Consider the following 14,343-nt stretch of genomic DNA (forward strand, 5'->3'; position numbering starts at 1 on the left):
AAGGGTCCGCCGGTCAGCTTCTCGGCGGTGGACACAGGCTTGTAATGCCGGGCGCTTATCACCACACTACGATCAAGGGACCGCTATCAAGAGAATGTGATGTCTCGTTCGAGCGACGATACCGCGGATCCGCATGTCGAGATGGCGGTGGATCGGGAGATTGCCTCCCTGCTGGCAGCCATAGAGCAGGAAAAGATTCCGGACCGCCTCACCAAGCTGGCGATCGAATTGCAGAACGCGCTCGTCGAGAAGCGTCGGCGCGACGCGAACAACTGACTATCTGCGGCTGTCGACCTCGACGTCGAGCTGACCGTCCGACAGCTGGTTTCTCCTCTCCATCAATGTCTCCAGCGAACTCTCCCCTAGGAGTTCAAGGATGTTGGCGCGCGCACGGTTCAGGCGGCTTTTGACCGTCCCGACCGCGCAACCGCATATGTCGGCGGTTTCCTCGTAGCTCACTCCCAAAACGCCGATCAGCATCAGCACCTCGCGTTGGTGTTCAGGCAGTCTTTGAATGGCGCCGTGAACTTCCCTGCTCTGAACGGTCCATTCCTGGGTGGCTTCCGAAATTGGTCTCGAAGAGGCGCAGTCGAGCAGGCCTGGCGCCTCCCGGGCAGCGATCTTGACCCGGGTATAATAGGTGTTGCGCATGATGGTGAAGAGCCACGACTTCATTCGCGTACCGGGTTCGAACTTGTCGATGTTGGCGAGACCCTTGGTCAGTGTCTCCTGCACGAGATCGTCAGCATCGTCGGGGACGCGGCAGAAGGTGCGGGCGAATGCCCGCAGGGCGGGTATCAGGTCAACGATGGAAACTTCATTGGTTTCCTGGTCGGCCAAAAGGCAGCCTCCGGATGACAATGGTCCAGCTCCCAGCAGAAAGAGTGTGTGAACGCAGCCTCAGCTAAATGCATGGAAGTTTGGTTCGTTCCTCTTGCTGGAGACAACTCTTCATAATTCTTCGCGGGCGGAGATGTCTGTCATGCGATCGGCGCATACCATCGCCGCAGCAGCGACGCCTCCTTCGACAGTGGTATCTAACAGCGTCCGCTTTTTTACGGGAACAAAGCCGTTCACCGGCAGTTTGATGGCTTGCCACTTCAACCTTCCAGTATCGATCGAGGACCTGTCATGGCCAAATCCGCTCGCCCCTCCGCTCGCCAATCGGCAAGTGGACTGGATCAGAATAGCGCGCGCGGAAATGGCGGCGAGTTGCACCAGATTGCGGGAGACGACACGCCTGTCCTTACCACGGCGCTCGGAACGCCTGTCTCCGACGACCAAAACACATTGCGGATCGGTGAACGCGGACCATCGCTGATCGAAGACTTTCACTTTCGCGAGAAGATTTTCCACTTCGACCACGAACGCATCCCGGAACGGGTCGTCCATGCCCGCGGCTATGGCGCGCATGGTTATTTCGAGACCTACGACTCACTGGCCAAATACACACGTGCCGACATTTTCCAGCGAGCTGGTGAAAAGACGCCGGCATTCGTTCGTTTCTCGACGGTTGCCGGCAACAAGGGCTCGTTCGATCTCGCCCGCGACGTGCGCGGCTTTGCGGTCAAGCTCTACACCAAGGAAGGCAATTGGGATTTGGTCGGCAACAACATTCCGGTCTTCTTCATCCAGGACGCCATCAAGTTTCCCGATCTGATCCACGCCGCCAAACAGGAGCCCGACCGTGCTTTTCCGCAGGCACAGACGGCGCACGACAATTTCTGGGACTTCATCAGCCTGATGCCGGAATCGATGCACATGGTGATGTGGATCATGTCGGATCGCGCCATCCCGCGTTCCTTCCGCTTCATGCAAGGCTTCGGTGTGCATACGTTCCGCCTCGTCAACGCCAAGGACGAATCCACCTTCGTCAAGTTCATCTGGAAACCCAAGCTCGGCATGCAATCGGTGGTCTGGAACGAGGCGGTCAAGATCAACGGCGCCGATCCCGACTTCCATCGCCGCGATCTGTGGGAGGCCATACAGGCCGGCAATTTCCCGGAATGGGAGTTGACGGTGCAACTGTTCGATCAGGCGTTTGCCGACAGTTTTGACTTCGATATCCTGGACGCAACGAAGATCATTCCCGAAGAGGTTCTCGAACCAATTCCGGTCGGTCGGCTGGTGCTCGACCGGATGCCGGATAATTTCTTCGCCGAGACCGAGCAGGTTGCATTCATGACGCAGAATGTGCCGCCCGGAATCGATTTCTCCAACGATCCGCTTCTGCAGGGCCGCAACTTCTCCTATCTCGATACCCAATTGAAGCGGCTGGGCAGTCCGAACTTTACCCATCTGCCGATCAATGCACCGAAGTGCCCGTTCGCCCATTTTCAACAGGACGGGCACATGGCCATGCGTAATCCGGCCGGGCGCGCCAACTATGAACCGAACTCATGGGGACTGGGACCGCGCGAGGATCCGCAGCGTGGCTTCCGTTCTTTCGCCGATGTCGAACAAGGGCAGAAAGTACGTCTGCGCGCGGAGAGCTTCGCCGATCACTACAGCCAGGCCCGGCAATTCTTCAACAGCCAGACACCACCGGAGCAGCGTCACATCGCGATGGCGCTGACGTTTGAACTGAGCAAGGTCCAGGCGCCGGCGATCCGCGAACGCATGGTTTCGCATTTGTTGAACATCGATGAAACGCTGGCGACCACGGTCGCCGACAAGCTCGGCATCCGTGACATGCCCGAACCTGCCGAAGCCGCCGTTCCACCGCGCGATGACTTGCCGCCGTCGCCGGCGCTCAGCATCATCCAAAACGGGCCCGACAGTTTCGAAGGCCGCAAAGTCGGTGTCATGCTCAGCGATGGAGCCGATGTCGCGCTGTTCGAGGAACTTCGTTCCGCCATCGAAGCGGAAGGCGCGGTGATGGAGGTGGTTGCGCCCAAGGTGGGCGGCGTCGAAGCCGCCGACGGCACCCACATCGAAGCAAGGCACATGATCGACGGCGGTCCATCCGTTTTGTTCGACGCGGTGGTGCTGCTCCTCTCCGAGGCGGGCGCCGAGCTACTGGTCACGGAGGCCGCTGCGAAGGATTTCGTGTCTGATGCGTTTGCGCATTGCAAGTTCATCGGCTTCACCTCCGGGGCCGAGCCGCTCCTGATCAAAGCAGGCGTCGCTCCCGATGCCGATGAGGGGCTGAGGCGGCTGGATTCGGCAGCTTCGGTAGCTGCGTTTGTGCAGTCATGCCGCAAACTGCGGCTCTGGGCGCGGGAGGCGGCTGTCAAACTTTGATGCGATGGCGTCAGCTGTTTCCGTTGGCGCGTCCGCACTCTTTGGTTTGCCGCCAACCCAGCCGGCACCGCGGTCTACGAGCGATCTTCCTTGCTGGACGCTTGTCGCCGCTGCTTCTCCAGGACCTCGTCGGTCCCGACCAGCTTCTTTGCTCCGCCTGAAATGGTCGTGGACACCACCGAAGGCGGATCGCTCGCCGGAAAGGAATCCTCCAACCCCGCCTGCAGTTGGTCCTCGAGCGTGCGTGGTTCTTCGGACCGGCCGGGCGTTCTGCGCGTGTCGATCTTCTCCAGCGACTGTTTCTTTTTCGGCGAATCGTTGGCGTTCCGGACCAGGGCGTAAAGCTGCTCGATCGCGAGTTCCTTGATCGTTTCGAAATCGGCCCGATCGTCCTTGGCAGCCTCGATTTGATCAACCATGGCTTTCTCGAAGCGGTCGAGGCTGTCGCCTCCGCAGGCATGGGAAAGGCGCAACAGGGCTTCGTTCAGCATCAACGGAGCGAAATGTGCTGAAGCTTCAAGCCTGAGTTGCCTTAAACGGTCCGGAGTTGCGGCCTGCAACTTTGACATGGACAACCTCCTTTCTCCCACAAGCGTCTCAACGGGATTTGACCGCCGATGTTCCACCGTGCCTGAACATCTGTCATGCCATGCGAGCTACAGGAACCAGCTTGCCACCAATCCCGCCGACGCCGCAAAAATCGCCAGGGTCGTCACGCCGCCCAGGATGTTCGTGCTTGTGCTGTTGACCTTGTCGCCCATGATCTTGCGATTATTGGTCATGATGAGGATGAAAAGCAGCAGCGGCGGCGTTGAAAATCCTTGCACGATGCCGGACCAGACGAGAGCTTTCATCGGGTTGAAGCCGAAGAAATTGAGACCCACCGCCACCAGCGTTATGACCCCGATCGCGATGTAGAATTTGGGAGCCTGCCGGGGTTTGGCATGCAGGCTATTCTTCCATCCCATCGCCTGGGCGAAATCGAAAGCAGCGCCAGCGGTCATGATCGGCACGGCCAGGAAGCCGACGCCAATTACACCGGCCGCAAAGAGAATGCCGGCAGCGTCGCCGGCAAGCGGCCGCAGCGCTTCGGCCGCCTGTGCCGCTGTCTCGATCTGCGTGTGTCCGGCCTTGTAGAGCGTCGACCCGGTCGAAAGGATGATAAAATACATGATCAGATTGGAGAACGTCATGCCGATCAGGATATCGCGGCGGGATCGGCGCAGTTCACCCTCGGTGGCGCCTTTGCGCTCTTCGAGGCTCGTTCGACCCTTGGCGATCTCCTCCTCCACCTCCTGATTGGACTGCCACGTGTAAAGGTATGCGGAGAGAGTGGTCCCGACGATGGCGACGAGGATGGACAGGTACTCTCGGCTGAACTCGATTTGTGGCAACAGCGTGCCACGCAGGACGGAAGCGGCATCCGGTTTGGCAAGCACTGCGGAGACCACATAGGCAAGCAGAGCCAGAGCCAGCCACCGGAACACATTTCGGATCAATTTGTACGACCCGAGCACCTGCAGGGCAAAAATGACGACCGCAACGGCAGTGACGACCAACGGAGCAGGCAGCGGAACGAACAGCACAATAGCCGCCGACATGGCGCCAAGGTCGGCGGCTGCCTCGATCGTGTTGCCGATCAGCACGCCCACCAGCACGAACCATAGCAGCCAACGCGGATAGAAGTCCGATATGACCTGGAAAAGCCCGCGACCCGAAACCTGGCCAAGTTTGGATGAAAGGTAGACGACGAGATACATCATCGGCAGCGTGACAGGTGCCGTCCACAGCAGGTCGGGGCCGAACCGCGCTCCGGCGCTTGCGTAGGTACCGATGGCCGAGCAGTCGTCATCGGCCGCGCCGGTGATCAGGCCAAGCCCAAGCGCCCGAACGACGTCGCCCCCTTTTCGCCTGCTTTCCCTTTGGCCAGCATTCTCAGGCGGCTTGTTCATTGAAGGCGCGTCTTTACCGAGGCCACGCAAGAAATCATGACGAACATTCCAATCGGATGGCGATGAAGCGTTGCAGCTGCATTGAGATCGAGGTTCGAACCTCCGGTCAGGTTTTTTGTTCCTGGACACGGTCCCGGCCCGCGACGGCGGCGGAGCCGACGTCAAAGCGAATGCTCCGTTTGCCTGAAGAAGAGAATGCATGTGTCAAAGCCAGTCCTTCAGGCACAAAAGCTATTTCTTGAAGTCAGCGGCTCGTACTGCCGCCGATCACCATCCGCACGCCGAGGCCGATGATGAGACAGCCGGCGAGCCGCTGCTGCCAAAGCCTTGCGCGAGGGTGCCGCATGACCCATGCGCCGACCGCGCCCGATGCCAAGGCGTAGGCTCCCAGCACCAGCACACCGGTTATCTTCTGTGTTGCGCCGAGCAGCACCAGTTGCAACGTGACGGAGCCCCTATGCGGGTCGACAAATTGCGGCAGGAACGCAACCATGAACATCAAAGGCCAGGGATTGCTCAGATTGGCGATCATTCCTTCCCGGGCGGCGGCGAGCGGCCGCAGGGCCTTGATGTCACCTGTGGGAATGGTTGCCGAGGCTGAAAGCAGCAGCCGGAAACCCAGCCACATGATATAGGCCGCCCCGGCCCATCGAAGCAGATTGAACGCCACCGGCGAGGCGTGGACAAGCGAAGACAGGCCGAATGCAATCAGCGGAAGCTGCACCAGTCCGGCGCCCAGCGTCATGCCGAGTACCGTGAACAACGCCACGCCGCGCCCGTGTCCGATGCCGCGGGCCATCACCAGCATGCTGTCGGGGCCTGGCGGCACCTGCATCAGAATGACGGTTCCGACAAAAGCTGTCCACAATGAGAGGTCGATGGGCATCTCCTTTCGCGCCGCCGATGACATCAAAGCGGCCAGCCGTCACCGGGTTCCGGCGGCAAATGAAAATGTCCATCGCGAAGAACCTCCATGAAACCGTCAGATGGAACGCGGTGCAGTCCTGGAAGTTGAAAAGCCGGAGCCGTTCCTGAACCGGTTTTGGAGGCCTGATCCGTGCATGAACCGATAAACGCCTTCCCGCTCCCGCTGGATACGTCTCCGATGGAGGCCAGGCTTGCCGATGCAATCCCAAGGGATGGGAACCGCTGGCAGTACGAGCCTAAATGGGACGGATTCCGCTGCCTTGCTTTCAAGAGCGACGACACCGTTGACCTGCGCGCCAAATCCGGCAAGCCGCTAGGCCGCTATTTTCCGGAAATCACGGAGATCCTGCGTGACCTCAAGCGCGGGCATTTCGTCATCGACGGCGAGATTGTCATCGAGGTGGACGGTGAGCTTTCCTTCGAGGCGCTGCAGATGCGTCTTCACCCGGCACAAAGCAGAATCCGCAAACTGAGTTCGCAGACGCCTGCCAGTCTGATCCTCTTCGACATGCTTGCCAGGCCGGGCGGCGAGGTCATCACGGGCAAACCACTTGTCGAAAGGCGGCGAGCGATCGAGGACTTCGTGACCTCCTCGAACAGTCCGGATCTTCGCCTGTCGAAGTGCACTTATGATGCAGCGACGGCGGCTCGATGGCTGAACGGGGCCGGCCATGCATCGACCGACGGCATCGTGGCCAAAGTGCTCGACGAGCATTATCTGTGCGGCGAACGTGCGATGGTGAAGGTAAAGCCGAGGCGCACCGCCGATTGCGTTGTCGGCGGTTTCCGCTATCTCGCGGGTAGCCGTGAGGTCGGCTCACTGCTCCTCGGCCTCTACAATGACGACGGCAAGCTCGATCACGTCGGCTTCACGTCGACCATCGCCAGGACCGACCGAGGAGCGCTCACGCGCCGGCTGGAAGGGCTGCGGTCAGAGCCCGGATTCACTGGCAAGGCGCCCGGCGGCCCGAGCCGCTGGAGCACGGAGCGCAGCGGACAATGGGAGCCTTTGGAACCTGAACTGGTGGTGGAGGTCCGCTTCGACCACGTCACCGGCAATCGGTTTCGCCATGGCACCAAACTGCTGCGCTGGCGCCCCGACAAGGCGCCACGGCAATGCACGTTCGAGCAGATCGAATAGACCGCCCCAGGAAGATCGCCCCAGAAACCTGTCACGATTTATTGCGACGAAGGAACCAACTCGGGATTCACCGGTTCGGACACCATCCACCCGGAGCTACCCTGACATGCCAAATGCAGCAGAAATTCTGATCGACACACTCGTCGCCTGGGACGTGGAGGTGGTGTTCGGCTTGCCGGGAGACGGCATAAACGGGGTCATGGAAGCGTTGCGGACGCGGCGCGATAAAATTGCCTTCGTTCAGGTCCGGCATGAAGAGTCGGCTGCCTTCATGGCATGTGCGTATGCCAAGTGGACAGGAAAGCTGGGCGTGTGCCTTGCGACGTCCGGCCCCGGCGGAACACATCTTCTGACCGGCCTCTATGACGCCAAGCTCGACCAGGCTCCGGTGCTGGCGATTACGGGCATGCAGTTCCACGATCTGATCGAGACGTTCACGCAACAGGATGTCGATCTGACGCGCGTGTTCAACGATGTCTCCGTTCATAACGCCCATGTTGCCGATGCCGCGCATATGGAAAACGTCGCCAGCCTTGCCTGCCGAACGGCGCTGGCGCGCAAGGGCGTCGCCCATCTTTCGATTGCCAGCGACATCCAGGAGCAGGAGCGCGATCCGTCGAAGCGCTCCAAGCGCAATCGCCCGGCGCACACGCCGCAGGATATGTTCGCCGGTCACAGCGTACCGCTGGACGTTGAGCTCGACAAAGCCGCCGCCATTCTCAATGACGCTTCGCGGGTTGCGATCCTGGCCGGGCGCGGCGCCATCGGCGCGGCCGCCGAACTCGAACACACGGCGCGCCTGCTGCAGGCGCCTGTCGCGAAGGCTTTGCTGGGCAAGGCGGTGCTGCCGGACGACCATCCCTACACCACCGGCGGGATCGGCATTCTTGGAACCCTTGCTTCGCAAGAGGCGATGGAGAACTGTGACGCGGTGCTGATTATCGGTTCGACCTTTCCCTACATCGAATACTACCCGAAGCCCGGACAGGCCCGTGGCGTCCAGATCGACTGCGATGCGCAACGGATCGGCTTGCGCTTTCCGGTCGAGGCCGGCCTTGTCGGCGACGCGGCAGAGACATTGCGCGCGCTCAACCAGCGCCTGACGCAAAAGCCCTCGGATGAATTCCTGCGCCGTTCCCAGGAGACCATGAGAAAATGGCGCGAGATGATGCGGCAGTCGGAAGACATGCAGGCGCAACCATTGAAGCCACAAGCGATTGCCCGGGCTTTCGGACAAAGATTGGCCGACGACACAGTGCTGGCCACGGATTCCGGTCAGAATACGGAGCTGGCCGCCCGCCATGTCGATCTTCGCAGCGGCCAGGCATTCGGGGTGTCCGGATCGCTGGCGTCGATGGCGTGCGGTCTGGCCTACGCCATCGCTGCCGGCATAGCTTTTCCCGGTCGACCGGTCGCCGCTATCGTCGGCGATGGCGGCTTTGCCATGCAGCTCGGCGAATTCTCGACGGCGGTGCGCTACAAGATCCCGCTGAAGGTTCTGGTGATCAAGAACAACATGCTCAATCAGATCGCCTGGGAGCAGATGATGTTTCTGGGCAACCCGCAATTCGGTTGCGAACTGCAGCCGATCGATTTTGCCAAGGCGGCAGAAGCAATGGGCGCAAAGGGTTTTCGCATCGAGCGGCCCGATCAGATCGAGACGGTTCTCGACCAGGCTTTCGCCACGCAAGGCCCTGTCGTGATCGAAGCGCTGGTAGATGCCTATGAGCCGCTGATGCCGCCCAAAATGCCGGCAGACTACGCCAAGAACTTCCGCCAGGCCCTGCCGCGGACGCCGGGACACGAACGCATAGAAGAAAATATCGCCCGTGAGCCGGCGAAATCGATGATGGATGCCTAGAGGCGGCGCAGGGAGGTGGAACAGCGCGCCTCAGTGGCTTCATTCTGAATCTTTCCAGATGAACCCGCGCTCTTCCGGGTGACGGATGCGGATCATGAGCTTCGACGCGCTCTTTTCGACCTCGATTTGCTATGGCAACGGCGCTCCGCAGGCTGGTTGGACTCTGGCGCTACCCATCACATTGCCACTGGCGGCAATCCTTTTGCTGTATGTTGCCGGCGCTGGCCGGCTGTGGCGACGGAGCGGACGTGGACGTCGCTTGCGATCCCGGCAGGCCTTGCTGTTTGCTGCCGGCTGGTCCGTCCTGGCGTTCGCCCTTGTAAGCCCGATCCATGCATTGGGCGAACATGTGTTTGCGGCGCACATGATCGAGCACGAATTGCTGATGGCGGTCGCAGCGCCTCTGCTGGTTGCCTCCCGCCCGACGGCGGCGATGATGTGGGCCCTGCCGGTACAGCTGCGCCAGATATTCGGAGCGGCCGGACATGCAAATGCGCTTCGGGCGGTCTGGGCGTTCATCGGCCGTCCTGTGGTCGCGACCGTCCTGCACGGAGCCGCGATATGGATCTGGCATGTCCCGGCGCTGTTCGAGGCTGCCCTCCAGCAGGGCTTCCTGCATTATGCCCAGCACGCGAGTTTCCTCGGTAGCGGGCTTTTGTTCTGGTGGGTGCTGCTGCCTCGCCTTGGCCGCGAGCAGGCTTGCGGCAATGCCGTGATGCATCTTTTCTTCACCTCCCTCCACACCGGGCTGCTCGGGGTGTTGCTCGTCGTCTCGCCCAGGCTGTGGTATCCGGATAATGCGATCGGCTCGGATTTATGGGGGCTCAACCCGCTCGAGGACCAGCAACTTGCAGGCTTGATCATGTGGATTCCCGCCGGCCTGATCTATGGCGGAGCCGCACTGCTCCTGGTCGCTTTCTGGATTCAAACGAGCGGTCGGCGGCAACAGGCTTTCCAGCAGTTGCGCATCGTCTAACCCGCACCGCTTCGCGTCGGTTTTCAGCCGGGCGGTGTTGCCAAGCATCCTTTTTCAGTCAGCCGCGTTATGGCCTTGGCAACGATGGTGGATCCTTCATGGCGAGGTGCATGAGTCCGTTGGCCAGCTCTCGCAGGCTGACACGACCGCGAATGTCGCTTGCCCCCACATGTCCTAGGCAAATCTTGCCTGGCACCGTTCAGGGAACGGCCGCGCAACGGCGTTTGAGGGCGATCAGCGCAGCGCCGATATTGGCCTTGGCAGGATGCGGCGACAGGCAATCGGCCCTCCATGCACACGGTGCGAATGCCCGGAGAATCCTTGATCTGATCTGGTCCTTCACCGCAATCGCAGTGGCCACGTGGCTGCTTGTCATGTTGATCCTGGCGGCAGCGCTTTTGCGTCGTCGCCTGTCCGAGACAACGCGCTCGCCGCTCGAGATCGATTCTCGTCAGGAGCGCCGATTTACCCGCGCTGTCGGCAGCGCCATTGCGTTGACCGTTCTGGTGCTCATCATGATGACGATAGCGAGTTTTTTCGCCGGCAAATCCATTGCTTCGCTGAGTGGAACGGAAACGCTTGCCGTGCGCATCACCGGGCACCAATGGTGGTGGGAGGTCCGGTATCCCGGAGATGATCGGTCCCAATCGATCGTCACGGCAAATGAAATCCATGTCCCGGTTGGCGAACCGGTCAAGGTCGAACTCGATTCGCTCGATGTCATTCATAGCTTCTGGGTGCCGAACCTTGCCGGCAAGCGCGATCTCATTCCGGGCCGGCCGAGTGAGCTTACACTCATCGCCGATAAGCCCGGCATCTATCGTGGCCAGTGTGCCGAATTCTGCGGCTATCAGCACGCCCATATGGCCATCACCGTCATCGCGGAAAGCCGCGAAGCGTTCGAAGCATGGCAATCCAGGCAAAACGCCGTCGCATCCGCGCCTGGCGGCGACGAAGAGCGCCGCGGCCAACAGGCATTTCTGTCCACCGGCTGTGCGCTCTGCCACACGATAAGAGGCACGCCTGCCAGCGGAACGGTGGGACCTGACCTAACTCATCTCGCCAGCCGACGCGCACTGGCCGCGGATACGCTCGCCATGACCCCTGGCGCGCTCGCCGCCTGGATCGCCGATCCACAGTCGATAAAGCCCGGCGCCAAGATGCCGCGCATTGCCCTTAGCGCCGACGATTTCAACGCGGTCGTCACCTATCTCGGAAGCCTCGAATGAGTGGCCTTGCGGGAAAGCCGGCCGAGCACACTCAGGAGGCCCTGAAAGGCATCCGTGACACCGGTCTCGAAGAGGTGAGACTGCGCGCCTTTCTGGCGCATGCCTGGCGAACGCCGAAAGGCTTCTACGGCTGGCTGGTCACGGTCGATCACAAGCTGATCGGACGGCGCTATATCGTGACGGCTTTCCTGTTTCTCACCCTTGCGGGTCTGTCAGCGCTCGCCATGCGCTTCCAGCTTGCCCAGCCTGAGGCCGGCCATATCGGTCCCGATCTCTACAACCAGCTGTTCACCATGCACGGCACGACGATGATGTTTCTGTTTGCCGTGCCGGTGATGGAAGCTTTCGCCATTTACCTGGTGCCGCTGATGATCGGCACTCGCAATGTCGCCTTTCCGCGGCTCAATGCATTCAGCTACTGGGTCTATCTTTCCGGCGGGCTGATGATCTGGATCGCCTTCGCCTTCGAAACCGGTGCGGATGCCGGCTGGTTTTCCTATGTGCCGCTCGCCGGACCCGAATATGGCATCGGCAAGCGCCCCGATTTCTGGGCGCAGATGGTGACCTACACCGAAGTGTCCGCCCTCGCGGTAGCGGTCGAGATCATCGCGACAGTTTTCAAACAACGTGCCCCCGGCATGTCGCTCGACCGCATCCCGCTCTATGTCTGGTCCGTCCTCGTTACGGCTTTCGTCATCCTGTTCGCCATGCCGGCCGTGATGGTCTCGAGCACAATGCTGATCCTCGACCGCCTGGTCGGCACAAAATTTTTCGACCCCGCAGCAGGCGGCGATGCACTGCTGTGGCAGCATCTGTTCTGGTTCTTCGGCCATCCCGAGGTCTATATCATCTTCATTCCGGCGACCGGCTTCGTTTCCGCGATCCTGCCGACCTTCGTTCGCCGCCCGGTGTTCGGCTATCTCGGGATCGTGCTGTCGTTGATCGCGATCGGTTTTCTTTCCTTCGGCCTGTGGGTGCACCACATGTTCGCTACCGGCCTGCCGCAACTCGGCGAGAGCTTCTTCACCGCTTCCTCGATGATGATCGCCATTCCGAGCGGCGTTCAGATCTTCTGCTGGATTGCGACGATCTGGGGCGGCCGGCCGATCTTCGCCACGCCCATGCTTTTCGTTCTCGGCTTCATCTTCACCTTTGTGATCGGCGGCCTGACCGGCGTCATGGTCGCCTCGGTGCCGCTCGACCTGCAGGTGCACGACACCTATTTCGTGGTTGCCCATTTCCATTATGTGCTGGTCGGGGGCGCCGTCTTCCCCCTGCTCGGCGCCGTTTATTACTGGTTTCCCAAGATCACCGGACGCATGCTGTCCGAGAGGCTCGGCCGCTGGAATTTCTGGCTGGTCTTCCTCGGGTTCAATCTCACCTTCTTCCCCATGCATATTCTCGGTCTGCAAGGCATGCCGCGCCGCGTTTATACGTATCCGCCGGCGAGCGGCTGGGGCGAGATGAACCTCTTCATCAGCCTCTCTTCGCTGGTGGTGTTCGCGGGCTTCGCGCTTTTCTTCCTGAATCTCTTTCTCAGCCTCCGCAACGGCCGCATTGCAGGAGACAATCCCTGGGGCGCGAGCACGCTCGAATGGGCGACGACGTCGCCGCCGCCCTCCTACGATTTTTCGCGGCTGCCCGTGGTAACTCACCGCGAACCGCTTTGGGCCGAGCCCGATGTGCTCCCAGTGGTCGAAGGTCTGCGTGTCGACGCCCGCGAGGTGCTCGCCGGCACGGTCGTCGATGCGATGCCGCAAGTAAGGGTACCATCGGCTGACAACTCGATCTGGCCGTTGCTGTCGGCCATCGCAGTCGGCGGCGCATTTCTCGGTTCGATATACACGCCGTGGGCGGTGGTCTGGGGAGCGATCCCGGTTTCGATCGGCTTTATCTGCTGGTTCTGGCCGAAGGGCGAACCGGAGGACGAGGAATGAGGCACCGCCCCGTCGCCGACGTCAGTCACCTGCCCACATACGATTTCGGGTCAGCGAGCCCGATGTGGTGGGGAACCCTTGCCTTCATTGCCCTCGAGGCAACCGGTTTTGCCTTGGCGATAGGCACTTACTTCTATCTGGCCGTGCTGGCCCGGCATTGGCCCATTGGGGCCCCTGCGCCAGATCTGCTGCCGGGGACGGCAGTACTGGTTATTCTGGTTGCGAGCGTCGTGCCCAACCACATGATCGAGGTTTGGGCACGTCGCCAGGACCTGGCGAAAGTTCGCCTTGGCATGGTCGTCATGTCGATCGTCGGCATTCTTCCGCTGATCGTCCGCATCTGGGAATTTCCGGCTCTGCGGATTTCCTGGGATCAGAACGCTTACGGATCGATCGTCTGGTTCCTGCTCGGGCTGCATACGACGCATCTCCTTACCGATGTCGGCGACACGATCGTCCTGGCGGTTCTCATGTTCACGCAAAAAGGCAAGGCAGGCCGCCGCTTCAGCGACGTCTCGGACAACGCCTTCTACTGGGACTTCGTCGTCGTCTCATGGGTCGTGCTCTATCTTGTTATCTATTGGGCTCCGAGGATGTGAGATGCAGGCGATCCGTACCGGCGTTTCCTGGGCAGGCCTGGTCAGCGGACCAGTTGCGTGGGCAATAACGCTGCAGCTCGATTATTCGATTGCATCCTGGCAATGCCAGGCCGGCTTTCGTCCCACTGCCTTGTTCTCGTTGATAGGCGCCGCGGTCGCCCTGGCAGGCGCGCTGCTGTCATGGCACGCCGTTCATGACCGCGGACATGGTACGGTTCCGCCCCGGAAGGCGCGCACGCGCGCATTCCTTGCCAGGACTTCCGTGGGCATCGGGGCGCTGTTCACGCTCATCTTGCTGGCGCAGCTGATGGCAGGGCTGATCTTCAGCGGGTGCGAACTGTGACGAGGTCAAAGACCCGGAGATTGGCCGTCCGCCGGTGCCCGCCTTGGCCTGCCGCGGGAATTCCATTCCCGGCCGTCACCTCCCGGGCGGTCGCGCTCGTCTTGGCATCGTTGGCGCTTTGCACTGAGCTGCGGG

General features: G+C 60.9%; 13 protein-coding genes. 9 read left to right on the top strand and 4 right to left on the bottom strand.

Features of this window, described 5'->3' with window-relative positions; genetic code table 11:
- Positions 1 to 99 precede the first annotated feature (99 nt).
- Entirely contained in the window at positions 100 to 276 is a 177-nt protein-coding gene (locus M729_RS1000000138155) for a hypothetical protein (protein WP_013533211.1), read from the top strand.
- Here M729_RS1000000138155 and M729_RS0132270 read toward each other — a convergent pair whose 3' ends face one another.
- Complete coding sequence (locus tag M729_RS0132270) at positions 277 to 840, bottom strand: sigma-70 family RNA polymerase sigma factor (RefSeq protein WP_013533212.1); 564 nt, start codon at positions 838 to 840, stop codon at positions 277 to 279. It lies immediately after the preceding gene.
- 291 nt (positions 841 to 1,131) lie between these two features.
- Here M729_RS0132270 and M729_RS0132275 point away from each other — a divergent pair, with 291 nt between their 5' ends.
- Positions 1,132 to 3,243 carry a catalase gene (locus M729_RS0132275; RefSeq protein ID WP_027164030.1) on the top strand — a complete coding sequence of 704 codons (2,112 nt, stop codon included), beginning with the start codon at positions 1,132 to 1,134 and terminating at the stop codon, positions 3,241 to 3,243.
- 74 nt (positions 3,244 to 3,317) lie between these two features.
- Here the strand turns inward: M729_RS0132275 and M729_RS0132280 are convergent, their stop codons facing one another.
- The 3 genes from M729_RS0132280 to M729_RS0132290 all read right to left on the bottom strand — a co-directional run bounded on the left by M729_RS0132280 (position 3,318) and on the right by M729_RS0132290 (position 6,105).
- Complete coding sequence (locus tag M729_RS0132280; protein WP_013533214.1) at positions 3,318 to 3,812, bottom strand: hypothetical protein; 495 nt, start codon at positions 3,810 to 3,812, stop codon at positions 3,318 to 3,320.
- A gap of 87 nt (positions 3,813 to 3,899) precedes the next feature.
- Positions 3,900 to 5,195 carry an Nramp family divalent metal transporter gene (locus M729_RS0132285; protein WP_027164031.1) on the bottom strand — a complete coding sequence of 432 codons (1,296 nt, stop codon included), beginning with the start codon at positions 5,193 to 5,195 and terminating at the stop codon, positions 3,900 to 3,902.
- A 244-nt stretch (positions 5,196 to 5,439) separates the two neighbouring features.
- Positions 5,440 to 6,105, bottom strand: coding sequence for a LysE family translocator (locus tag M729_RS0132290; protein WP_245265305.1), 666 nt, complete (start codon positions 6,103 to 6,105; stop codon positions 5,440 to 5,442).
- Positions 6,106 to 6,252: 147 nt separating this feature from the next.
- On the opposite strand from M729_RS0132290, the gene M729_RS0132300 reads away from it, so the two are divergent.
- The 7 genes from M729_RS0132300 (at position 6,253) to M729_RS0132330 (ending at position 14,208) form a co-directional block, all read left to right on the top strand.
- Positions 6,253 to 7,263, top strand: a complete 1,011-nt coding sequence (locus M729_RS0132300; protein ID WP_027164032.1) for an ATP-dependent DNA ligase — start codon at positions 6,253 to 6,255, stop codon at positions 7,261 to 7,263.
- A gap of 106 nt (positions 7,264 to 7,369) precedes the next feature.
- On the top strand, positions 7,370 to 9,124 hold the full coding sequence (locus tag M729_RS0132305; RefSeq protein WP_027164033.1) for a thiamine pyrophosphate-dependent enzyme: 1,755 nt from the start codon (positions 7,370 to 7,372) through the stop codon (positions 9,122 to 9,124).
- A gap of 94 nt (positions 9,125 to 9,218) precedes the next feature.
- Positions 9,219 to 10,100 (top strand): cytochrome c oxidase assembly protein, encoded by an 882-nt coding sequence (locus M729_RS0132310; RefSeq protein ID WP_027164034.1) that lies wholly within the window; start codon positions 9,219 to 9,221, stop codon positions 10,098 to 10,100.
- A gap of 257 nt (positions 10,101 to 10,357) precedes the next feature.
- Positions 10,358 to 11,329: a cytochrome c oxidase subunit II gene (gene coxB, locus M729_RS0132315; RefSeq protein WP_348626689.1), complete on the top strand. Its 972-nt coding sequence runs from the start codon at positions 10,358 to 10,360 to the stop codon at positions 11,327 to 11,329.
- A complete protein-coding gene (ctaD, locus tag M729_RS0132320) occupies positions 11,326 to 13,266 on the top strand; it encodes a cytochrome c oxidase subunit I (RefSeq protein ID WP_050596398.1) in 1,941 nt (646 codons plus the stop codon). The genes coxB and ctaD overlap by 4 nt, the downstream gene beginning before the upstream one ends.
- Positions 13,263 to 13,865 carry a cytochrome c oxidase subunit 3 gene (locus M729_RS1000000138675; protein ID WP_013533222.1) on the top strand — a complete coding sequence of 201 codons (603 nt, stop codon included), beginning with the start codon at positions 13,263 to 13,265 and terminating at the stop codon, positions 13,863 to 13,865. The genes ctaD and M729_RS1000000138675 overlap by 4 nt, the downstream gene beginning before the upstream one ends.
- Before the next feature lies 1 nt (position 13,866).
- Positions 13,867 to 14,208, top strand: a complete 342-nt coding sequence (locus M729_RS0132330; RefSeq protein WP_027164037.1) for a hypothetical protein — start codon at positions 13,867 to 13,869, stop codon at positions 14,206 to 14,208.
- The last annotated feature ends 135 nt before the right edge of the window (positions 14,209 to 14,343 follow it).

Source organism: Mesorhizobium sp. WSM1293 (genome assembly GCF_000513875.1).
In the GTDB taxonomy this organism is placed as follows: Bacteria; Pseudomonadota; Alphaproteobacteria; order Rhizobiales; family Rhizobiaceae; genus Mesorhizobium; species Mesorhizobium ciceri.

Bases quoted from the DNA above. Each gene is read 5' to 3' on its own strand.
- M729_RS0132305 (WP_027164033.1), top strand. From the start codon at position 7,370: ATGCCAAATGCAGCAGAAATTCTGATCGACACACTCGTCGCCTGGGAC.
- M729_RS1000000138675 (WP_013533222.1), top strand. From the start codon at position 13,263: ATGAGGCACCGCCCCGTCGCCGACGTCAGTCACCTGCCCACATACGAT.
- M729_RS0132330 (WP_027164037.1), top strand. From the start codon at position 13,867: ATGCAGGCGATCCGTACCGGCGTTTCCTGGGCAGGCCTGGTCAGCGGA.
- M729_RS1000000138155 (WP_013533211.1), top strand. From the start codon at position 100: ATGTCTCGTTCGAGCGACGATACCGCGGATCCGCATGTCGAGATGGCG.
- M729_RS0132310 (WP_027164034.1), top strand. From the start codon at position 9,219: ATGAGCTTCGACGCGCTCTTTTCGACCTCGATTTGCTATGGCAACGGC.
- M729_RS0132290 (WP_245265305.1), bottom strand. From the start codon at position 6,105: ATGTCATCGGCGGCGCGAAAGGAGATGCCCATCGACCTCTCATTGTGG.
- M729_RS0132280 (WP_013533214.1), bottom strand. From the start codon at position 3,812: ATGTCAAAGTTGCAGGCCGCAACTCCGGACCGTTTAAGGCAACTCAGG.
- ctaD (WP_050596398.1), top strand. From the start codon at position 11,326: ATGAGTGGCCTTGCGGGAAAGCCGGCCGAGCACACTCAGGAGGCCCTG.
- M729_RS0132285 (WP_027164031.1), bottom strand. From the start codon at position 5,195: ATGAACAAGCCGCCTGAGAATGCTGGCCAAAGGGAAAGCAGGCGAAAA.
- M729_RS0132275 (WP_027164030.1), top strand. From the start codon at position 1,132: ATGGCCAAATCCGCTCGCCCCTCCGCTCGCCAATCGGCAAGTGGACTG.